The organism is Neisseria musculi (genome assembly GCF_014297595.2).
Classification (GTDB): Bacteria; Pseudomonadota; Gammaproteobacteria; order Burkholderiales; family Neisseriaceae; genus Neisseria; species Neisseria musculi.
Map to the genome: position 1 here is coordinate 454,408 of NZ_CP060414.2, position 21,319 is coordinate 475,726.

Consider the following 21,319-nt stretch of genomic DNA (forward strand, 5'->3'; position numbering starts at 1 on the left):
TTCAGAGTTGGAAAAATGCGGCCGGGGCGGAAAACGTGATTGCTGCCGCGCTGTTGCCGCCTCGTCTTAAAAGAAACGGCTCTGAGGCCGTTGAAGCGGCAACAGAGCTGGCATTTTGCTGCCTCGGCAAAAATAATTCTGCCGCTGTATTTTACCCGATTTTGTGCCGCTTAAGCATTTTCAGACGGCCTGAAAAGCCAAATCAAATATGGTATGCTTGGAGCCGTCTGAAAACCGGTAATGAATCATTTTTATGTATCGCAAAAAAACTCGAGGCAGCAAGCCGTGGTTCGCTGCCGCAGCTGTGGCTGCCGTTTTTATTTGGTTGGTTTATGCGCTGGGCAATATTCTCACGCCGTTTATTGTGGCGGCGGTTTTGGCCTATATTCTGAACCCGCTGGTGGAAAAGCTGCGCAACCGGGGTATCAAGCGTGCCCCGGCGGCGATGGTGGTGATGATATTGTCGCTGGCGGCGCTTTTTGCGCTGGTGCTGATTATGGTGCCGATGCTGGTTAACCAGTTTAACAATCTGGTCGAGCGCCTGCCCCAAATTGTGGGGTTTGTCCAAAACAGGCTCTTGCCGTGGGTGAGCCGCCTGGCGGGGGAGCAGGTGGAAATCGATGTGCAGAGCGTGAGCGCATGGTTGCAGTCGCACACAGGCGAATTGAGCAATGCGCTGCGCAAAGCCGCCCCCACTTTGCTGCGCCAGGGCGGCAATGTGGCAGCAGGGCTTTCTAATTTGCTGCTGCTGCCGTTTCTGCTGTATTACTTTTTACTCGACTGGCAGCGGTGGTCGCGCGGCGTGCGCGCGCTGGTGCCGCGCCGTTTTCTCGACAGTTATGTGCGCATCAGCGGCAATATGGATAAGGTGCTGGGCGAGTTTCTGCGCGGGCAGTTGATGGTGATGCTGATTATGGGCCTGATTTACGGCACCGGCCTGATGCTGGTAGGGCTGGATTCGGGCTTTGCCATCGGTATGATTGCCGGCATTTTGGTGTTTGTGCCCTATTTGGGCGCGTTTACCGGCCTGCTGCTGGCTTCGGTTGCCGCACTGTTGCAGTTCGGCTCGTGGCAGGGGCTGCTGATTGTGTGGGCGGTGTTTGCCGCCGGCCAGTTTTTAGAGAGTTTCTTCATCACGCCGAAAATTGTCGGCGACCGTATCGGCCTTTCGCCTTTTTGGGTGATTTTCTCATTGATGGCGTTTGGGCAGCTGATGGGCTTTGTGGGTATGCTGGTCGGCCTGCCGCTGGCGGCGGTTACGCTGGTGCTGCTGCGCGAAGGGGCGGATATGTATTTCAAAAGCTGGTTTTACAACCATAAATAGCACGCTGCCGGGTGCCGCCGCAACCGATGTGGGGTTTCGCACATTTTACATTTTTGACACTGGGCATGCTGCAGACGGCGCAGGATAGGGCCAAAGCGGCAAGGTTTCAAGCCGGGCAGATTCACGGCGCAGCAAATCTGCCCGTTACCGCGCTTTTGCACGGAGAGAATGGTTTTGAAAACCGCCGGGCGGCAGCAAAAAATAGCGGGATACGGTTGGTGCCGCCTGCGGCCTGCCGTTTGGCGGAAAATGTGCCGGCGCAGGAAGATGCCCCAAAGGCCGTCTGAAACCCAAAGGAAAGGCCGTCTGAAATTTTCAGACGGCCTTATATATTGCCCCCAAGAAAAGGGGTGTATTTTTACATTATACCCCTTGACAAATCGGAACAACAGAATTTTTCAGGGGTCTGAAATGTCATCAGCCTACTACACCGTAACACCCGAACCCGAACTTTTCCCCAAATCCTACATCGTCCGCATTTTTAAAGACGACAATCCGAGCCGTACTGTCTGTTTTCCTATCTGCAATCCTCTGAACCGTGTCAAAACCGTCAATCAGGCTTGCGAATACGGGCGTTTGGCCGTGCGCCAAATCATGGATAGGGAGTCTGCCGAATGATTAGCCAAGACAAAGCAAAAAAAGCGCGTGAAGCCGTATTTGGTGGCGGCGGCTTTGCGACGCGCCAAAGGCGGCTTCATGCGCCGGTATGGCGCCCCCCTTATCTAACAGGGGGGGGAGCAGAAACGGCAGCGGCCGTAAGCGCGGAGCAGGAAGCGTTTGAAAAATACACCCACTTTCTGACCGATTCCAAAGGCCGTCTGCTGGAAATTCCGTTAAGACGCGGTAAGGCAGATTCTGCCTTTATCGACCAAATCAGTTTTTCAATCCACGAAGATACTTTGTCGCTGCTGGCCGGTTATCCGCTCGTTTCCGATGATGAATATATTGTCCGTGCATCAATGGCGTTAAACGATATTTTCGGCTTCGGCATTACCGAAAAAGCCAAACATACGGGTGGGCGTTTCTATGATTCCTGCTGGCTGATGGGAACCGATAACGCCCAATACGGGCGCGTCCACTTCGGCGGCCAAAACAACACCATGCTGATAGAGCTTACCGCCACCGGCTGCAATGCCGCTTCAGACGGCTGGGAATCCCGCCTTTACCGGTTCATCACCCAAGCCGTTCGCCCGAAGATTACCCGCATCGATATTGCCAAAGACTTTTTCAACGGCGAATACACGCCCGAACAGGCCAAAGCCGACCGGCTGGCGGGCAAGTTCACCAATCACCGCATGATGCCCGATGGCGAATCGGTCGGTACCGATTGGGAATCCAACAACGGCAAGGGCAAAACCTACTATGTCGGCTCGCGCGAATCGTCCAAATACGTTCGCGTGTATGAAAAAGGCAAACAGTTGGGCGACAAACAAAGCCCGTGGGTGCGTTTTGAAATCGAATTCAAAGCCAAAGATATTGTTATTCCCTTTGAAGTGCTGACCGTGCCGGGCGAATACTTCGGCGGGGCCTATCCCATTTGTTCACAGTTTCAAGAGAAAGCCCAACGGATTGAAACCGTTAAAAAGGTACTCGATCTGACTTTCGAACGCTGTATTGAAGTCGCCCGAAACCAAGTCGGGCGCGCTATCAATGCCGCCAAATCCATGTTTCCGAACAAACAGCCTGCCGAAATACTGGCTATGTTCGAACCCGAACACGATTTATTGCCCAAGCGTTTGAGTATGGAAAACTACGCGGCCAAATTCAATCACGCACCCGCCGTTCATGAAGATGAAGGCCGTCTGAAACCGGGTGAATCCGCCCAAATGCTGGTTGAAATGGCATTGGAACAGAAACGCAAAATGACCAAGCTGATTTCAGACAAGCACGAAGAAGATTATTTGGCTTGGGCGTATCACCAATATTCCGGCAAGTTTTAAAAGGCAGAACGCTGCCGCCTGAAAGTGCAGTGTATTTATGAAAGGAAAACCATCATGCAGATGCAGATTCAAGGTCAAATTATGGGTGTAAAGCGCTTCAACGGCCAAATAGACGGCAAAACCTTTGATTACTGCCGCGTTATCGTCTCCACCCCGCTTGATGCGAGTCAGGGCAACGCTTTAGGCAGCTCGGCATCGGAATACGACTACGGCGGCTCTATTAACTTTGAACAGTTCAAAGGCGCATCATTTCCCTTTGAAGCCGATTTAAACGTTGAGCTGGTAACCAACGGCAAAAGCCAAAAACTGAAAATCATCGGTTTTCGGCCAAGAACACAAAGCAAAGGTTAAACCATGACGATAACCCGCGTTTATGTAGTGCAGTCTCGGGAAACAGGGGATTTCCTATACCCGTCTGATACGGGTGATGTGGGTCATACGCCGTTTATCAACCAAGCGGGCTTTTTCTTCGACAGAAACGAAGCCGTGGAAACCGCATTAGAAGAGATAGGCGACAACTTTATCGTCTTTGGTTTTATGACTGAAATGTAAGGTGTGCTATGAGTATGCAAAAAATGCCGTTATCAATGAAGCTGAGTTTGGGCGGGCTGGTTTTCTGCCTTGCCGTCTTAATTTTTGCCGCTTGGTATCTCTACGGCTGATTCAATAACAAGTTTCAGGCTCAGCGGGCGGTCTGATTATCTTCACACAGCCCGCATACTCACTTAATTTTCAACCTAAAAGGAAAAAAACATGAAAGTTATCAACGTATCGAAAAAATATGGCAATCGCGCCTTAGCCGGTGCTGCTTTGATGACCGCTTCCGCTGCCGCTTTGGCCGATGGCACGGATATTTCGGGCATCGGTACCCAAGTGGCAACCGAAATTGCCAAATTTGCCGTTATGGTTTCGGCAATCGGCGCTGCCGTTTTGTCGGTAATCGTTTTGATGCAGGGCTTCCGTATGGCTTTTAGCATGGTTAAAACCGCCAAATAACGGCTGAAAGGCGGCAATTGTGGCTTATCGTGTCGGAAACCAATGTTTGGAAACGTCTGAGCTTGCCCATGACTACGTTTTGTCGCAATTGCCGCCTGCCGTTACGGCAGACGGCCAATTAATCAGGCCGGTCAAAACAGGCCAGTATTGGTATTTGGGGGATAACCAGATTCAGTTGAGCTTTCCGGTTTGCGATATATCTTCGCAAATACAGTTTGGTGCTATGACGGCTGCTCCGTTGTTGGGTTTGGTTGTACTGATATTTGTATTCAGGGTGTTGAAAAACCTGATTGAACAATTGGACGCAGACAGGGGAAATGGGGAAGATGGTTGATTTTTGGTTTCTGTACGGCTTCGGGGCGGTGTGTCTTGTGATGCTGGTATTTTTTTAGATATGAAAACGTGTTAAATTCCTGCTTTCGCAAAACTGTAACTATGGTTAGAAAGTGGGGTTTAAATGTTTATTAGTGAATTTCATATTACTCAATTTCAGCAAAGTTCGCATATTTATCGCAATTTGCCGATGGCGTTGATTATGTATAAGGAACTGGCTAGAAAAAATATGTTTGTTAAAGGTATAGATGTAGAAATGTTCAAAAATTTCTATCAACGTTTTGATAGCGATTTTTTGGAGATTTTGTTTCCTGATTCGTCTGTATTAATGATTAAATTTGATAAGTATGTTTGCCATGTCTATCATCCGCGTTCGATGTATTTTAAGGAGTTTTCTATTCCTTAATGTTCTTTTTTCCTCAAGTTTTGCCTTTGCTGCTGAGCCGGAGATACTTGTTCAGGATTCTGGGGGCAGGGTTCGGATTCCTGTTTCCGGTTTTAATCAAAATGGAATCCGTAATTGGCAATATGTTACTGGTAAAGGGGATTTATTTTATAAAGAATATTCTTCGGCTCATGATATGTCTTTGAAAGTTCGCCATGCTTCATCAGGTATGGTTGCTTCCTCTTCCGTTTCCGCCCGTATAGTTTCCACCGTTCCCCGCCAAACCGTCCTAAGAAACCTGCTGGGCAAAGCCATTGCAGGCGGCCGCCTTGCTGCCGGTGTAGGCAGCGGCCCGGTCGGCTGGGGAATCACCGCAGCAACGGTTGCCAAAACCGCCTATGACTTGGTTGCCCCGACTTTGGAAGCAAACGATTACAGATGGGATGCCGAAAAGTCAAACTTCATAACCGACAAAGAATATAAATATTGCCTGTTGGCACCGCCGCCGCCAACATCGAACGAATGGAAAGAAGTAGAGTGTGTCGGTTTGGGCAAGATTTCAAGACAGTTGGATTTAAAATCTTGGGAACATTTACGCCCGATCCGTGATGCAATCTGCCGTAAGCACTGGCAATCACTTTTACCTGAATACAAGCCCGAAGACGGTTACCGTTTGGTTCCTACCCCAATGGGTAGGGGCTGTACCGCCGTTTCCGATACCGATTACGGCAGAAGCGCGGGTAACTGGCGGTGGTATGAAAACACCACCCAAACGATCACCCAATCCGAATTTGACCGCATCATAGGCCCTTTGGCCGACAACAACCCCACCCCTTATGTCAATGCAACCGCCGATGAAAAAGGCAATGTTCCCGGCGTACAGACCAGCCCCGATGTAACCGTACCCAACGGCACCATCGTAACCATCGGCCCCTATACCGATTCAGACGGCCAACCCAAGCAGATCACGGTAACATTCAATACCGCCAACGGCCAAACAAACGTAACGGTAAGGATAACGCCGCGCGCCGATTTAACCCCGAAGAGCCCGACCGCCCCCTCGTCAAGCCCGGGCAGTTCGGGCAAGCCGGGCAACGCTCCAAGCTCCGGCAGTTCGCCCAACTCAGGCAATTCCAACAGCCCGGGCATCAGCCCGGGCGGCTCGCCGCAAACAGACGGCAACACCCGCACCGAAACCCTGCCCAAGAAAGATACCGATAAGAAAGACAATCCTAGTGGGGATAAAAAAGACAAGCCCGACCCAAAATCAGACGAAAAACAGGATGAAAAACAAGATGGCGGCTTATTGTGCAATGTATTTCCCGATATTTTGGCGTGCGACAAACAGCCCGAAGCGGAAGAACCTGATTTGCCGATACCCGAGGAAACGGTCAATCTTAATTTCACACCTGATAATACTTTTGCAGACAACGGTCAATGTCCCGAACCGGTAACTTTTGCAGCATTAGGCGGCACTTATTCAATCAGTTTGCAGCCTGCTTGTGATTTGGCCGCATTAATGCGTCCGTTCATTATTGCCATGGCTTGGTTGGTCGCTTCGTTCTTTGTGGTCCGTGTCGTAAGAGAAAACGCATAAGGGGATAAAAAATGAAATTCTTGGCCGCATTGGCACCGTATTTAATTAATCATGTTGTCAGGTATATTTTTACCGCTCTCGGCGTTTCAATCGTTACCTATGTCGGTTTTGATTTGCTCTTGGATAATCTTAAAAACCGCTTTATATCCGAAATGGGCGCGATTCCCGCCGGTGCAATCCAGTTGTTTTATATCGCCGGCGGCGGTGTGGTTTTGAATATTATGTTTGGCCTGCTCGCCTTTGTCGTAACGTTCAAAACACTATCCAAAATCGGTTTCGGCAGAAAGGCATCATAATGGCGGCGATTACATTAATAACGGGCAAACCCCGTATCGGCAAAACCGCTTTTGCCGTTGAGTTGCTGATGTTTGATGATTTCTACAAAGGCAGAAAAATATTCTCCAACATCAACGGCCTTGAGATTGAGCATCACAAACCGCCTGAAGGCCACAGTTGGGAAGATATGCACGTATGGTTGAAATGGAAAGAAAATATCGGCTCGGTCGTGATTTATGACGAAGTCCAGTATCTTTACCCTACGCGCTCCAACGGTTCCAAGATGCCTGAAAACGTTGCCTTTCTCAACGTTCACGGCCATTACGGCATAGATATGATCCTGATTACCCAATCGCCCAAAATCATCGATATCAACCTGCGTGAAGTGGTAAACAAACATATCCATATCGCCGCAAACAAAATGGGCGGCTTAACCCGCTTGGAATGGAACGAAGTTGCAACCAACCCGACGGCGCAAAGCCGCAATGCTTTATCGTCCAGCCATAAAATCAGGCAGGAAGTATTCAACTACTATAAATCTGCCGAAGTACACACTAGACATAAACACATTAAAAGCCGATGGTATTACGTCATTATTGCCATGTTGCTGATATTGCCCTGTATTCTGGGTTTGGTTGGTTTTATGGGTTATAAAATGTACAAAGGCTATCAGGAAAAGGCGGGCGGGGTGGTTGAGAATGTAACCGAAAAGGCCGCATCGGATGTCATAACGGGTAACTTAATTCCCCAAAACGCACTGCCTCAAGTCCAGCAGGGGCGCAGCTTATCGCCGGATATGTTTGTTCCGACGTTGGCCGAAAAGCCCGAAAGCAAGCCCCTGTATGACGGAGTACGTCAGGTTAAAACCTATGAACGCATCGCGGCCTGTATTTCAGGCGGAAAAAGCGGCTGTACCTGTTATTCGGATCAGGCCACACAGTTAAAAGAGGTAACCGCTGAGATGTGCAAAGATTATGTAAAAAACGGCCTGCCGTTCAATCCCTACAAAGACACCGCAACCGTCCCATACACGTCGTCTGAAACCGCGCAAGGAGTCAGCCCCGCACCGGGCGGGGAAGTGCTGGTAATGGGCGGAAAAAGCCCGCCAAACCTGATGTATGACGGCTATGTCGAAGCAGGGGAACAGTTCAGGCCGTAAAACCGCAAAAAGGCCGTCTGAAAACAATTCAGACGGCCTTTATTTGGCGGGTTATTGACTGAACAGCATAATCAACGCTAAGATAACTCTAACGTCAATTTTGACTGTTAAAAGCAACTTTCCCATTCTCAAGGTTATTTGCATTTTAAAATCTCCTGCTGGATTAAAAATCGGCAGGAAAGTAAAATCCCCTAGTTCGCGCTTGGGGATTTTTGCTATCCCCGCCTGCTTGGTTCAAATTGTCAATCATTCAAAATCAAATCATACCGTTTCCTTTCTGTTTCAGTTGTTTAAATCGCGTGGCCGTTTGCCGGGCTACAATAACCATTAACATCTTTCCCCTCTGCTTGCTTCTCTGCTCTGCCCCCGCGCCTCTGGGTGGTTTCGGTTCGGGCGGGGGGAAAATGTCTAGTGAAGCTGTTTTTTTTAAGCTCTCTGTGCGGAACGGCTGCGGTATGGGGGTGCGATTGCCCAAAAACTGCCCTGTGAATCCTGCAATGGGGAAGGTTTGTAAAGACGCAGTCTTTATGAATACCCCTTGCAGGATTCACAGGGCAGTTTTTAAATCGCGCAAAACCCCCATGCCGTAGCCGTGAAGCGTAACGGAGAGATTAAAAAACAGCGCAACGGGTCGTTTCGGTAACGTTTGGCAGATGGAACAAACCCGATTAAAATTTCCTTGCGGCACGGATTAGCTGCCCGCGCCGCAAAGCCCCCGACTTCGCAAGTACGGCCGATGTTTAAAACATGTACCAAAGATTGAAGCGGGGGCTTACCGCATGAGCAAGTTTGAACACTATCTAAGGCGCAAAGCCTGTATTCATAAGGTAAAACACCATGTACTTGGGAATAGACGTGAGCAAAGCAACTATAGACTGCTGTCTGATAACAGACGGCTTTTTTTATGAACACCGGTTCAGTAACAGTCCCGCCGGTTATGTCAAGCTGAAAGCATGGCTAAACGGCCATAACGCCAACCCAAGCCTGCATTGCTGCTGCGAAGCAACAGGAACCTACTATGAACCGCTGGCAGAATATCTTAACGGCCATTACAAAATGAGTGTGGAAAACCCAAGAAAAATAAAAGGCTTCGCAAACGCTGTATTGCAAAGAAGCAAAACCGACAAACAAGACGCAAAACTCATCGCCCGCTACTGCAAGGCTATGAATCCCGAAGCATGGCAACGGCCAACACAGGCACAAAAACAGCTTCAGGAACTGACCCGCTATATAGCCCGCGTCAAAAAACAGAGGGCAGCAGAACTGACCAAGTATCAAACCGCCCCCGATTACCTGAAACGGCACATAAAGGCAACGATAGACTACTTGAGCAGCCATTTGCAGATGCTTAAAAAAGACTTGCAGAGCTTCTACAAAGCAAATCCCGATTACAACAGAAACCGCCAGCGGCTGAAAACCATCACAGGCATAGGTGAAAACGCCGCCGCCGTGCTGTTGGCCACGATAACGGCCAAGATGAAAACAGCCCGCCAACTGGCCGCCTATCTTGGTCTCGACCCCAAGCAGAACCAATCAGGCACCAGCATAAACGGCAGGCCGCGCATTTCCAAAACAGGCAAAAGCCAGGCACGGGCGGCTTTATATATGCCCGCATTGGTTGCCTACCGCCTGAACGCCTTTCCCGCCTTTATAGGCCGTCTGAAAGCCAAGAAAAAACCGCCGAAACTTATCATTGTTGCAATTATGCGAAAGCTCTTGACTATCGCTTTCCACATTTTGAAAAACCAAACGGAATACGATAAATCTCGTTACGGATTAACAACATAAATTAACAATGACAAACAGAAAAATGCCCTGCAAAAGCAGGGCAGGGCTTGGCTGTTGCCGAAAGAATACACTAACGGCATTGACACTTGCACACACTATCTTTGGTTGTTTGAAGATTCTATCCGAGGCTAATCCACCGCTTTATGCTTGTGTTTGCTGTGCAGTTTCCACTTTACCGCATAGCCCAGCACCACGGGCGCGGCGGCAAGAATGGTTTTAAAAGTCCAGCCCGCATACCAGGGCTTGTTGATGATAATGGCCGAAGACTCTGCGCCCGGCACCAGAATATCGCGCACCGCCATCCAATCGAGATAAGGCCACCAACAGGCGGTCAGCATTCCCAGAAAAAACGGCCAAACCGCCCGGCTCAGGTTGCGCTGCCACAGTATGAAGCACAGGGCGGTACAAATCAGCGTCAGCGCAGAAATCAGCAACTTGGTTTGCGCGGGGGCACCGAGATAATCGGCGGCCAGATAGGCCAACACCACCCACAAGGCGGCCAGCACAGCCACAATCAACTCTTCAGGGCGTTTAAACATCGCAGCTCCTCGGTAGGTTTTGGAAACGGTTTGCCACACAAGGCTTCCAAATATACCGCAAAACCCCTGTTTTGGATACCGCGCCCGTTTTCAGACGGCCTTAGCCAAACCGCCTGCAGAGCGTTAAAATAAGTTTTTCCACACCACCGGCAATTTGTTATGGACACCAAAACCATCATCACCGGCTACAGCAGCGGCTTGGGCAAAGCGCTGGCCGAACACTATCTTCAGGCCGGTTGCAGCGTATTGGGTTTGGCGCGGCGGCAAGTGTGTTTAAGGCCGTCTGAAAAACTGGTGCGGCAGCCAATCGATTTAGGCGACACCGCCGCGCTTTGCGCCTGGTTGGCGGGCGGTGCTTTGGAGCAGTTTGTTGCAGACGCAGCCGAAATCGTCTTAATCAACAACGCTGCAGCGGTTGCACCCAATGCGGTGGCGGGGCGGCAGCAGGCGGCAGAAATCGCCGCCGCCGTGCCGCTCAACATTACCGCACCGATGCTGCTGGCCAACCATCTGATTGCCTGCAAGCCCGGGCAGGCAGTTTTAAAAATCACCCATATCGGCAGCGGGGCAGGGCGCAATGCCTATCCGGGCTGGAGCGTGTATGGCGCCGCCAAAGCCGCGCTCGACCACCACGCCCGCTGCATTGCGGCCGAACGGCACCCGCGCGTGTATATCGCATCGGTTGCCCCGGGCGTGGTCGATACCGATATGCAGCGCGAAATCCGCCGGGCGCATGAAGCGGATTTCCCGATGGTGCAGCGTTTTCTCAACCTGAAATCCGAAGGCGGCCTGAGCAGCCCGCAGGCAGCCGCCGCCGAAATTGCGTCAATCATTGCCGACAGGCATTTCGGCGCAGAAATTATCGATGATGTGCGCCGCCTGCGTTAGGCGCGGGATACCATGTTTTCAGACGGCCTCGGAGCCGTCTGAAAACCCAAACACAGAAAGCAACCCTTATGAGCAACGATTTCCAATCGGTTTTGAAAAAATTGGGCAAACAGGCCAAGCAGGCCGCCGAAATGCAGGCCGAGGCAGAGGCGGCGGCAAGCAGGCAGGCAGCGCAGCAAGTGGATTTCGCCAAAGAAATGGCTGGCGTTACCCCGCTGAAAAACAGCGGCTGCTACACGCCGCCGCGCGACAAATCACCCATCAGGCCGCGCCAAGCCCAAGCAGACGCTTTGGCGGCGGAAGATTATTTTTATGTGGGTGGCGGCGGTACCGGCGAGCCGCCTGCAACCTTCAGCAAAAACGGGCAGGGTAAAAACGATATCCGCCGGTTGCAGAGCGGCCATTGGCCGGTGGTGGCAGATGTTGATCTGCACGGCTATACGCAGGAGCAGGCGCAGCAGGTGTTGAACGAATTTATCGTGTTTACCCAAAAACGCGGTGTGTGCGGCGAAATCGTGCACGGCAGCGGCTTGGGATCTTCGGGTTATCGGCCCGTGTTGAAAAATCTGGTGCGCCGATGGCTGATGGCCCATCCCGATGTGCTGGCTTATGCCGAGCCGCGCCCGGGCAACGATGGTGCGGTGAGGATTCTGCTGAAACGCAACCGCCCATGGGAGCAGGAAAGTTAGGGAGGGAGATTGCGCACACCTCTGCCGCTCCGAGCCCGCAGCCTAGCTGCGGCATTGCCGCGCACGAAGAGAGCGTTTATACCAATTGTTGAATCGGCGGAACCGGTTTGGGCTTGGTTGATTCGGTTGGGTTTGCTGCCCGGTATTGGGAAGCTTTTAGGCCGTCTGAAATGCTGAACAGTACCTTTGAAAGTTAAACACTTCCTCCAACTTTATATTGGGGCTGTACTAGATAACTAGGGAAATTTAACTTCAGGTTAGAATAATCCCTATGAGAAAAAGTCGTTTAAGTCAGTACAAGCAAAACAAACTGATTGAACTATTTGTTGCAGGTGTTACCGCTCGCACAGCGGCGCAATTAGTTAGCGTCAATAAAAATACCGCTGCCTATTACTTCCACGGTTTGCGCTTACTTATCTATCACAACAGCCCGCATCTGGAAATGCTTGATGGTGAAGTAGAAGTTGATGAAAGTTATTTTGGCGGACAACGCAAAGGCAAACGTGGTCGCGGTGCGGCTGGCAAAGTGGCTGTATTCGGGCTTTTGAAGCGTAATGGTAAGGTTTACACCGTTGCCGTACCCAATACACAAACTGCGACTTTATTGCCAATTATCCGCGAGCAAGTGAAGCCTGATAGCATTGTTTATACCGATTGTTACAAAAGTTATGACGTTCTTGATGTGAGCGAATTTTCACATTTTCGGATCAATCACAGCACACATTTTGCTGAGCGACAAAATCACATTAACGGAATTGAGAACTTTTGGAACCAAGCAAAACGCCATTTACGCAAGTTTAACGGCATTCCCAAAGAGCATTTTGAACTGTATTTGAAAGAGTGTGAATGGCGTTTTAACAACAGTGAGATAAAATTTCAAATTTCTATTTTAAAACAATTAGTAAAGCAGGATTTGTTCTAGTTATCTAGGACAGCCCCTTTATATTTATAAAGGTGCTGTTTTCTAGTCCAAATACACGCCCAACTTCAAGTACCAAGCCGCACCCTATTATCACCAAGTGCACAGCCAACAGCGCACCAAATGGTACTTCAACGTCTCACGCACACACCTGCACCGTTGGATAGCCGCTTATCGGCTGATTGAAGAATTGGGGTACATGATGGCGCAGAACGACTGCCTAAAACACATGAAAACCCTCAACGAAAAGGAGGGTACGCTGCCAAAGCTACCAAACCGTTTAAACAAGGCAATTGTTGGGACAATGCGCCGATGGAGGGTTTCACACTGAAACATGAATGGATTAGTTTAAACTTAAAAAAGCCAGGTTCTGTAGTCGACAGAATCCGACTTGAAAAGGCTGTTTGAGAAAGATTCTTAACTTGTCTAAGTATTGGGGGACAGCTCACAGCTTTCAGGCGGACTAAATGAATTTTGTAAAAGTTTCGGCATATACCTGATATGGCTGAACCGATAAAATCCGGCAAAGGAAGTGGATACGCGCAAGGTCGGCAGGTGATGTTGTGATTTTAAGAGAATGGGATTCTGGGTAGCGGGGCTTTTTATGATTTCCATTACGGTGTTGCCGTACCTCGGTTCAAAGGTTAAAGATAGCGGTTTTGCCGGCCGCCAAGCGGCAGCAGAACCGGTTTGGTACCCTTTGTGGCTGCCTTGTGCCGGTTGGGGCCTGCTGTTTTGCAGTGAAAAAATAAGGCAGTGCTGAGATATATCGGTTGTTGGTTGAATATACCGAAACCCGGCAATGAAATGTTGAGGCAGCAAAAAACACCCCCAAACAAGGGTGCTTTTGGCTTTAACGGTGCTCGGGCTTTTGCAGCAGGCTGGTTTCAGCTTGGAAGCATTGCCGTTATGTCGTACAAGGGTAAGCCCGGGCATGATGGTGCAAGTGCTTCGGAGTTGATGGGTTTGGTTGGCTGAGGCTTCTCGGCCGTATCAGGCTTTTTTATTCATCAGTGCGGCTCTGATGTAGGCGGTGAACAGCGGGTGGCCTTTGCGCGGGGTGGAGGTGAATTCGGGGTGAAACTGGCAGGCGAAAAACCACGGGTGGCCGGGCAACTCGATGGTTTCTACCAGGCGCTCGCTGCCTGCGGATACGCCGCCGACCACCAAGCCGGCCTGCTCCAGCGCGGGCACGAAGTTGTTGTTTACTTCGTAACGGTGGCGGTGGCGTTCTTTGATTTCGGTGCTGCCGTAGATTTTGGCGGCAAGGCTGTCGGGGTTTAATTCGACTTCTTGCGCGCCCAAGCGCATGGTGCCGCCGAAATCGGCATTTTCATCGCGTTTTTCCATGCTGCCGTCTGAGGTTTGCCATTCATCGATAAGTGCCACAACGGGATAAGGGGTTTTCAGATCGAACTCGGTGGAGTTTGCCCCTTGCAGGCAGGCCATGCTGCGGGCGTATTCTATCAGCGCGATCTGCATACCCAGGCAGATGCCCAAATAAGGAATATTGTTTTCGCGCGCATATTTAACGGCGGCAATTTTTCCCTCCACGCCGCGCGCGCCGAAGCCGCCGGGCACGAGAACGGCATCCATGCCGTGCAGGCAGGCGGTGCCTTCTTTTTCGATAGCCTCGCTGTCCACATAGGTAATCTGCACATCGGTTTCGGTGTGGATGCCGGCGTGTTTCAGGGCTTCGGTCAGCGATTTGTAGGATTCGGTCAAATCCACATATTTGCCGACCATGGCGATTTTAGCAGTGTGTTTGGGATTTTTGATGGCGTAAACAATCTTCTTCCACTCGGTTAAGTCGGCCTGCTGCACATTGAGCTGCAATTGCTCGCAGATAATGTTGTCGATGCCTTGGCTGTGCAGCATTTCCGGGATTTCATAGATACTGTCGGCATCATAACTGCCGGCCACCGCGCGTTCTTCCACATTGCAGAACAGGGCGATTTTTCGCCTTTCTTCTTCGGGCAGGGTGCGGTCCATGCGGCAGATCAACACATCGGGCTGGATGCCGATTTCACGCAATTCTTTCACTGAGTGCTGGGTGGGTTTGGTTTTGATTTCGCCGGCGGCAGCGATATAGGGCACATAGCTCAGGTGCACATATAAAGTATTGCTGCGGCCGAGCTGGCTGCGCATCTGGCGGATGGCTTCCAGAAACGGCAGCGATTCGATATCGCCCACCGTGCCGCCGATTTCGACAATGGCCACATCGCAGCCCCCCGCGCCTTCGTGGATTTTGCGTTTGATTTCATCGGTGATATGGGGGATAACCTGCACGGTGCCGCCAAGATAGTCGCCCCGACGCTCTTTGGCGATGACCTGCTCGTAAACCTGCCCGGTGCTGAAGCTGTTGCGGCGCAGCATGGTGGCATTGATAAAGCGCTCATAATGGCCCAAATCCAAATCGGTTTCAGCTCCATCATCGGTTACAAACACTTCGCCGTGCTGAAACGGGCTCATGGTGCCGGGATCGACATTGATATAGGGGTCGAGTTTGAGCATGGTAACGCTCAAGCCGCGTGATTCGAGAATGGTGGCAATAGAAGCGGCGGCGATACCTTTACCCAATGAAGATACAACGCCGCCGGTTACGAAAATAAACTTGGTCATGATTTTTACCGCTCGTTTTGAATGCGTGATTTTACATTGAAAGGGAGGAGGGTTTCAATAAGGACAGGCCGTTTGAAAACTCCTGCGCAGCCCCAGCGTGCATTCCAAACCATGCAGAATTTCCGGCCGCAGCAGTCAATCCGCAAGCCGTCCAACATTTTGAAACCGGCAAGAGCGTTTTCAGACGGCCTTAACTGCCCGCGCACCCCGCATCAGTGCAGGAGCTTGAACACACCATAAAGTTTCCAACCACCCGCGCTTGATAAAACACAGGTCGTCTGAACACAGCAGCTTGGGCTGCCTGCCGGGGAAGTGTTCACCTGCCCAGGGACGTGTTCAAAAGAGCAGTTTAAAAGGGGGGGCAAAGGGGAGTGATTGAAAGAGAGTATTCGAAAGTGAGTGTTCAAACGGCCTTTCCGTCCGCCCGCGCTTAAAATAAAAAACCAAGGCCGTCTGAAAACCGTCTGCCAAACTTTCAGACGGCCTGATATTGCCCTCAGGAAAAGGGGGTATTTTGAGCCGCAGCCGTACTGACAGGAATATTGATAACCTGATATTGCCCCAAGAAAAAGGGGCATTTCGACATTCCTCCCCTCAACAAACCCGATTCATTATAAACCGTTACCCGCCTCACTCTTGCATGCCTCACCCTTGCCCTCCTCCAGCCAAACACTCGCCGCCGCATCAGTGCGGTAAGCTCCAGCCTGCTTTCCCAAATCCTGCACCGTCCGCGTATTCCGTGAGTCGAACCATGATTGCGTTTGCCTGCAAACCGTCAATTTTCCTATACGAAACCCTGTCCTGCCTAATAAAACCCTGTCCGGAGCCGACACATTCGGGCGTATGGCCGTTAAGAAACTGATTGACTGTCATGATGGCAAAAGCGGGGTTTTAATTATAATAATTTTATTAATTTATTGATTATTTAAGGATTCGTGAGATGAGAAATATTTATGTGCGTATTGGTAACTCCGACCGTCCGACTTTGTGCGAAGTTGCTACCTATGACAAAGGCAGGCTGGCGGTTCGGAAAACCGGAAAAGATGGAATTTATAGCGAACTTCCGACCAGAACGGCCAAAAGCCTGAAAGATGCTGTTAAGCAGGAGCAGCGTATTTATACGATGATGTTTCAGCTTAAAACACATAGGCCGTATAGGGGTTTTGAGATGGCGTGCAGAACGTACGGAACCAAACCCGACCCCGCCCGTTTCGGCGGCGGTTGGAATCTGCAGCTAATCGAAGCCGGAAAAATCATGCTCACAAAAAACGAACCTGCAAACCCATGCCCGCATGGTTTTGGGTTTGCCGGCCAAATCCATCACGATTTGGCTTTGCCGGCCTGCAAATTAGGCGGCCAATCTTGGATTGAAGCGGGGGGTGTGTCCATGAGTACCCGCTGCTGCCCCGAATGCCGCCAGTACCGCCAAACGTCCGCTTTTTCGGGCGTTTTGGGCTGCGTCTGTGATGTATGCGCCGTAGCGGCGCAAAGCGCGAAGCGCGGCGCGCTTTCTTGTCTTAATAGTAACAACTGCATCGGGAATCATGCTGCAGGCATGAAAGGCAGTAAAAACAAGCAATTGCCAAAATTTCATGAAAGGTTTGAAAGCGAAGCGGCAAAAGAGAGCGCAAAACTGAATGTGTTTTCGACTTCGCACAAAAAATCTGCAACCGCATTGGAGCTGAACGTACACCAAGGATAATTTGCCGGGGGTGGTGCGATTTCTTCTGTTGCCAAGGGTATCGGGCGCGGTCTCGGTACGTTGCCGTCTGAAAACGGCAGCGGTTTGAGTTTATCTGATTTGGGTGTGGAATTGAGAAAATCTGCCTCAGCCGCCGCCGCTTTCTACCTGCCGGAAAACCAAACGGAATACGATAAATCCCGTTACGGTTTCACAATGTCAATAAATAATGCTGAAAATAAACAATACCAAATACGAAAGCGCCCCGCAAAAGCAGGGCACGGCTTGGTTGCCGGTTGGATACGCAAACGGCGTTGATGATTCGATATACTGTCGGTGTGATACAGAAATCGGCAGGCCGTCTGAAAACGCAACCCGTATTATAATAACTGCTTTTATAAGCAAAAGCCGTCTATGACTATTCAGCCGCATCCGCTACCAATACAAACCGTTACCTTGGCCTTCACCGGTGCATCGGGCATGCCTTACGGCATCCGCCTGCTCGAATGCCTGCTGCAAAGCGGTAAAACCGTGTGGTTGCTGTATTCCCAGGCTGCACAGGTGGTGGCACAGCAGGAGTCAGGCCTTTCTCTGCCCTCATCGCCTTCGGTCTGCCAAGCATTTTTATGTGGAAAATACGGCGTTTCGGAGCAGCAATTGCGGGTGTTCGGCAAAGACGAGTGGTTTGCGCCGCCTGCTTCAGGCACCAATCCCGCCGATGCCATGATTATCTGCCCGGCCAGCATGGGTGTGGTGGCGGCGGTGGCACACGGCACTTCCGACCATTTAATCGAACGTGCTGCCGATGTGTGTTTGAAAGAGCGCCGCCCGCTGGTGGTGGTGCCGCGTGAAGCCCCTTTGTCGGCGCTGCATCTCGAAAACCTTTTAACGCTTGCACGTTTGGGGGCGGTGGTTGTGCCGCCTGCCCCGGGTTTTTACCACCATCCGCAATCGGTTGGTGATTTGGTGGATTTTGTGGTGGCGCGTATTCTCGACCAACTGCGTATTCCGCATACCCTGATACCGAAATGGGGAGAAAATAAAATATAGTTATTACAAAAAAATTATCAAAATTATTGCAGTATTTTCACAATGGGTATTGACAATTTCCAACGCTTTGTTTTAAATTGACCGCATGAACACTTCAAACATTCGCTCCTTTGCTTATTTTTATTGGTACCCCACAAACGTGCGGTACTTTTTTGCGCTTGTCTGAAACAGATAAATTTTAAGCAAATGCGAAACAGAGCCGCCAGATTTCTCAGGCGGCTTTTTTGTTGGTTTTAACAAACCCCGCCGCCTGTAAACAGATAAAAAATACTGAACAGGAGCAAAATATGAAAACCGCCGTCGCCTGCACCGCACACACACAATCTGCCGTTTTACACCGCCTCCATTTGGTTGTGGACGGCAACGGTCACCGCAACGATTTATGCGCAGCCCCATTGCCGGAAACCGAGGGTATCCAAGTGAGTGAGGCGCTGCTGCCGCAAATCCGCACCGTTGCCGCGCTGATTGCCGCCATGCGTTATGATTTTGACAGCCGCAGCCCTGCTGTGTTTACCGAAGAAGCCGATTGGTTTGCCGCCCGAATCCTTGTTTTGGGGGTGCGCCGTTTCCATCTCGATGTTACCCTCATGCCTATGCTCAAATCGGCCAACCGCCGTGCCGCTGCTTTTGCCGCGTGCCGCAAACTGCCGTTTGTTCCTGCCGAAATCCGCATGAGCCTGCATGCAGGCCGCCCCGCTAATCTGCTGATTGCGGAAACTGAGTGCAGCATGCACGACTGCGGCAATATCGTTGCCAACAGCTTGGCCTTGAAAAAACAGTTGCCTGTTTTTGAGATTTAACCATCAACACATGATTGAAATGTTGGGCAGGGCAGCATAGCCGGGCAGGCGCAATCGGTATCTTGTTTGCAGGGATGGCGGATTCACACATTCTCAGTAAAGCAGGCTGCAAACATTACAGCCTGTGCGGCAAGGCACGGTCACGCCGAAACCAAAATAAAGCGGATTCACTGATTCAATATAACGCCGCATTGCCGCAACGGCGCGATGTACAGCTTTTTCAGACGGCCTACTAACCATCAAGCGATCAAGAAGCAGTAATGATGGGCATATAGATCCAAACAAAATGCCAACAAGAATGGCAAATGTCGGTTTTAATGGCATCCGGCAAGGCTGATTTCAACGGCAATGTCCACGGCAGCGATTTGCTCCAGTTGCCCAGCCAAACCTGCCTATACTTGCGCCGGCCGCTACAGCCATTACTGCGTTATGCTTTCGGCAGATAAAGTTACCTTTTCATAAAGTTACTTTTTAAAGAGCCGGTTTATGCGGGAAGGCCGGCTACTTTTTCAGCCGGCATCGATAACGAATACATCACCGCCGCCATGCAAGATACCCTGCAACGCAGCCGGCACAACCCGGCGGTCAGTCCCTCCGACTGCATCACCGATGATTTCCGCCAACAATACAATCACCGCGCACTCCAATATCCACTGCGGCTGCCAGGCTTGCGGCCATCAAACAAACAAGCAATGCTGAGTGCTTCATATCGTCATTTTTTACTTACTATAATGAAATACCGATTCCGCTGAAAAACATTATAAAAATAAAAGGATAAAACATGAAAAAACTCCTGATGTTTCTCGCGTTATCCCCGCTGGCGGCACTCGCGCAGAATACGCCCGCGCACGTTCTGCAAAGCTGGCAGGCCGCTTACCAGGAACAACAATTCCAACAGCGGCAGCTCATGGGGCAAATACAGCACAATCTCACACATTGCGGTGATATCCACGGTTATGGCTGTTGGCAAAACACCTCGCACTCGTCCGGCGGACAGGCGAAAGCACAATAAACCGCCGCGCAGGGAATTGTTCCGCAACACTTGCACCCGCAATGGCATCCTGCCGGCAACTTCGGCTTTATTTACATCGGCTTGAATTCTAACGCTTTTGCCGACAGCGGCTCCTCACCCGGCACGGTCGGCTACGACAGCCTCTCCGATGCCGGTGCCGCCGCCAAAAATGCTCAACGCTTGTGCTTTGACAGCGGTGCGCACGCTCACGAGAGCTGCCGACCGCTCTTTGCCTACCGCAACATGTGCGGTGCGGTAGCGGCCGGTAAATTGCGCAACGGACGCGGCAAGCGATTTTATCCCTCGGCGGCCGTTGTGCATACCAAAGAACAAGCCGAGGCGGCAGCGCTTGCCAACTGCCGCGCCGACAGCGCGGTAAACCCGCGAAGCCGTGAAACCAGAGGAAGCGCGGGCGAAAGTTGCGCCAATGCCACCAAAACCCTGCGATAAGGATAAAACCATGAACCTGAAACTGCTCGTTTGTTTTGCGCTGCTGCCCGGCGGCTGTGTTGCCGCTCCCTATCATGGCAGCGGTGCATCCAATACCAGCTCCACACGCGCCGCTCGGCAGCAAAACGCCGTCTCGCCGCCCGCCGCACTCTCTGCAACCGTGATCGAGTGTATCTATCAGCAAGGATGCCGTTCGGTTACGCCCTAAAATGCTAAAAATACACGGTATAAAGCGCTTTTCAATGACATTTTTTGCCATAAAAAGTGCTTTTTAATTTTTATAATAGAAAACAGCATCTTGCAGATATGCGGGCTGCACCCCGCCGGAAGCGGGCATAGGCGTAAAGGCACAGAATAGCCGCGAGAGCCCTTCGCCACACCAACAGCCGCTGTTTCACCAGCGGTAGCCATGGAAAACGGCCGACTTGTGCCCGCGCCACTGGATTTGAAAACCGAACAGCAGCGCTGCAGTTTCGAATCCGCCGAACAATGCAAAGCTCGTGGTAATATGCCCGGCAGCAATGCCTGAGGAGAAGCATGGCTCATTACTTCTGCGTCTTAGTGCAAAAATAATGGTTTTATACACCCTCAAAGCAGCAACAGAGCGGATCTGTATTCCTCTGTTGTCTGCAGCCCGCCGGAAACAGATTTTTCCCCATAAGCCGATCCACTTTCAAAATAATGGCGGCATCGTCCGCACCACCATGCTGATACGAACTACGGCTTGTTTTGGCTCATTTTAAAGCGGGGTAGCGGTTCTACAGCGTATAGGTTCACACTTATCTTAACATGCCTCTTAATTGTATTATGTGGCCGTCTGAAATCTTAAAAGCTTTCAGAAGGCCTGTGCGGAAGACGGTCCTGGGGACAG

The 21,319-nt window shown here is 50.9% G+C and carries 23 protein-coding genes; 20 read left to right on the forward strand and 3 right to left on the reverse strand.

The genetic code is table 11. The features are described from left to right. Positions 1 to 253: 253 nt before the first annotated feature. The 11 genes from H7A79_RS02240 to H7A79_RS02290 all read left to right on the forward strand — a co-directional run bounded on the left by H7A79_RS02240 (position 254) and on the right by H7A79_RS02290 (position 9,798). The gene (locus H7A79_RS02240) at positions 254 to 1,324 is read left to right on the forward strand and encodes an AI-2E family transporter (protein WP_135034310.1); all 1,071 of its coding nucleotides are present in this window, start codon (positions 254 to 256) and stop codon (positions 1,322 to 1,324) included. A 411-nt stretch (positions 1,325 to 1,735) separates the two neighbouring features. Continuing rightward, positions 1,736 to 1,942 carry a hypothetical protein gene (locus tag H7A79_RS02245; protein WP_187000808.1) on the forward strand — a complete coding sequence of 69 codons (207 nt, stop codon included), beginning with the start codon at positions 1,736 to 1,738 and terminating at the stop codon, positions 1,940 to 1,942. Next, positions 1,939 to 3,264 (forward strand): replication initiation factor domain-containing protein, encoded by a 1,326-nt coding sequence (locus H7A79_RS02250; RefSeq protein ID WP_187000621.1) that lies wholly within the window; start codon positions 1,939 to 1,941, stop codon positions 3,262 to 3,264. The genes H7A79_RS02245 and H7A79_RS02250 overlap by 4 nt, the downstream gene beginning before the upstream one ends. A gap of 54 nt (positions 3,265 to 3,318) precedes the next feature. After that, positions 3,319 to 3,615 carry a hypothetical protein gene (locus tag H7A79_RS02255; protein ID WP_187000622.1) on the forward strand — a complete coding sequence of 99 codons (297 nt, stop codon included), beginning with the start codon at positions 3,319 to 3,321 and terminating at the stop codon, positions 3,613 to 3,615. 3 nt (positions 3,616 to 3,618) lie between these two features. Beyond that, a complete protein-coding gene (locus tag H7A79_RS02260; protein ID WP_434968539.1) occupies positions 3,619 to 3,816 on the forward strand; it encodes a hypothetical protein in 198 nt (65 codons plus the stop codon). Positions 3,817 to 4,017: 201 nt separating this feature from the next. After that, positions 4,018 to 4,260: a hypothetical protein gene (locus H7A79_RS02265; protein WP_187001759.1), complete on the forward strand. Its 243-nt coding sequence runs from the start codon at positions 4,018 to 4,020 to the stop codon at positions 4,258 to 4,260. A gap of 19 nt (positions 4,261 to 4,279) precedes the next feature. After that, the gene (locus tag H7A79_RS02270; RefSeq protein WP_187000924.1) at positions 4,280 to 4,594 is read left to right on the forward strand and encodes a hypothetical protein; all 315 of its coding nucleotides are present in this window, start codon (positions 4,280 to 4,282) and stop codon (positions 4,592 to 4,594) included. A gap of 580 nt (positions 4,595 to 5,174) precedes the next feature. Further along, the gene (locus tag H7A79_RS02275) at positions 5,175 to 6,575 is read left to right on the forward strand and encodes an IgG-binding virulence factor TspB family protein (protein ID WP_187000925.1); all 1,401 of its coding nucleotides are present in this window, start codon (positions 5,175 to 5,177) and stop codon (positions 6,573 to 6,575) included. Between the two features lie 11 nt (positions 6,576 to 6,586). After that, the gene (locus H7A79_RS02280) at positions 6,587 to 6,871 is read left to right on the forward strand and encodes a DUF2523 family protein (protein ID WP_187000926.1); all 285 of its coding nucleotides are present in this window, start codon (positions 6,587 to 6,589) and stop codon (positions 6,869 to 6,871) included. Continuing rightward, the gene (locus tag H7A79_RS02285) at positions 6,871 to 8,010 is read left to right on the forward strand and encodes a zonular occludens toxin domain-containing protein (protein WP_187000927.1); all 1,140 of its coding nucleotides are present in this window, start codon (positions 6,871 to 6,873) and stop codon (positions 8,008 to 8,010) included. Before H7A79_RS02280 ends, H7A79_RS02285 begins: the two co-directional genes overlap by 1 nt. Before the next feature lie 837 nt (positions 8,011 to 8,847). After that, positions 8,848 to 9,798 (forward strand): IS110 family RNA-guided transposase, encoded by a 951-nt coding sequence (locus H7A79_RS02290; protein WP_187000928.1) that lies wholly within the window; start codon positions 8,848 to 8,850, stop codon positions 9,796 to 9,798. A 128-nt stretch (positions 9,799 to 9,926) separates the two neighbouring features. Here the strand turns inward: H7A79_RS02290 and H7A79_RS02295 are convergent, their stop codons facing one another. Further along, a complete protein-coding gene (locus tag H7A79_RS02295) occupies positions 9,927 to 10,337 on the reverse strand; it encodes a hypothetical protein (RefSeq protein WP_135034309.1) in 411 nt (136 codons plus the stop codon). A gap of 159 nt (positions 10,338 to 10,496) precedes the next feature. Here H7A79_RS02295 and H7A79_RS02300 point away from each other — a divergent pair, with 159 nt between their 5' ends. The 3 genes from H7A79_RS02300 (at position 10,497) to H7A79_RS02310 (ending at position 12,836) form a co-directional block, all read left to right on the forward strand. After that, a complete protein-coding gene (locus H7A79_RS02300; RefSeq protein ID WP_187000929.1) occupies positions 10,497 to 11,225 on the forward strand; it encodes an SDR family NAD(P)-dependent oxidoreductase in 729 nt (242 codons plus the stop codon). Between the two features lie 68 nt (positions 11,226 to 11,293). Then, complete coding sequence (locus tag H7A79_RS02305; RefSeq protein ID WP_187000930.1) at positions 11,294 to 11,914, forward strand: Smr/MutS family protein; 621 nt, start codon at positions 11,294 to 11,296, stop codon at positions 11,912 to 11,914. A gap of 271 nt (positions 11,915 to 12,185) precedes the next feature. Then, the gene (locus tag H7A79_RS02310; protein WP_187000931.1) at positions 12,186 to 12,836 is read left to right on the forward strand and encodes an IS1595 family transposase; all 651 of its coding nucleotides are present in this window, start codon (positions 12,186 to 12,188) and stop codon (positions 12,834 to 12,836) included. 990 nt (positions 12,837 to 13,826) lie between these two features. On the opposite strand, the gene pyrG is transcribed toward H7A79_RS02310, so the two are convergent. Then, a complete protein-coding gene (pyrG, locus tag H7A79_RS02315; protein WP_187000932.1) occupies positions 13,827 to 15,455 on the reverse strand; it encodes a CTP synthase in 1,629 nt (542 codons plus the stop codon). Between the two features lie 940 nt (positions 15,456 to 16,395). On the opposite strand from pyrG, the gene H7A79_RS02320 reads away from it, so the two are divergent. The 6 genes from H7A79_RS02320 (at position 16,396) to H7A79_RS02345 (ending at position 20,656) form a co-directional block, all read left to right on the forward strand. Then, entirely contained in the window at positions 16,396 to 17,157 is a 762-nt protein-coding gene (locus H7A79_RS02320; protein WP_187000933.1) for a hypothetical protein, read from the forward strand. Between the two features lie 393 nt (positions 17,158 to 17,550). Continuing rightward, positions 17,551 to 18,186, forward strand: a complete 636-nt coding sequence (locus H7A79_RS02325) for a flavin prenyltransferase UbiX (RefSeq protein ID WP_135035198.1) — start codon at positions 17,551 to 17,553, stop codon at positions 18,184 to 18,186. A gap of 287 nt (positions 18,187 to 18,473) precedes the next feature. After that, positions 18,474 to 18,986, forward strand: coding sequence for a hypothetical protein (locus H7A79_RS02330; protein ID WP_135035201.1), 513 nt, complete (start codon positions 18,474 to 18,476; stop codon positions 18,984 to 18,986). 781 nt (positions 18,987 to 19,767) lie between these two features. Further along, on the forward strand, positions 19,768 to 19,998 hold the full coding sequence (locus H7A79_RS02335; protein ID WP_187000934.1) for a hypothetical protein: 231 nt from the start codon (positions 19,768 to 19,770) through the stop codon (positions 19,996 to 19,998). Between the two features lie 30 nt (positions 19,999 to 20,028). Then, positions 20,029 to 20,448, forward strand: a complete 420-nt coding sequence (locus H7A79_RS02340; RefSeq protein ID WP_187000935.1) for a DUF4189 domain-containing protein — start codon at positions 20,029 to 20,031, stop codon at positions 20,446 to 20,448. A gap of 10 nt (positions 20,449 to 20,458) precedes the next feature. After that, a complete protein-coding gene (locus H7A79_RS02345) occupies positions 20,459 to 20,656 on the forward strand; it encodes a hypothetical protein (RefSeq protein ID WP_187000936.1) in 198 nt (65 codons plus the stop codon). Here the strand turns inward: H7A79_RS02345 and H7A79_RS02350 are convergent. Beyond that, positions 20,653 to 20,994, reverse strand: coding sequence for a hypothetical protein (locus tag H7A79_RS02350; protein WP_135035210.1), 342 nt, complete (start codon positions 20,992 to 20,994; stop codon positions 20,653 to 20,655). The two genes, H7A79_RS02345 and H7A79_RS02350, sit on opposite strands and share 4 nt — an antisense overlap. Positions 20,995 to 21,319: the final 325 nt, after the last annotated feature.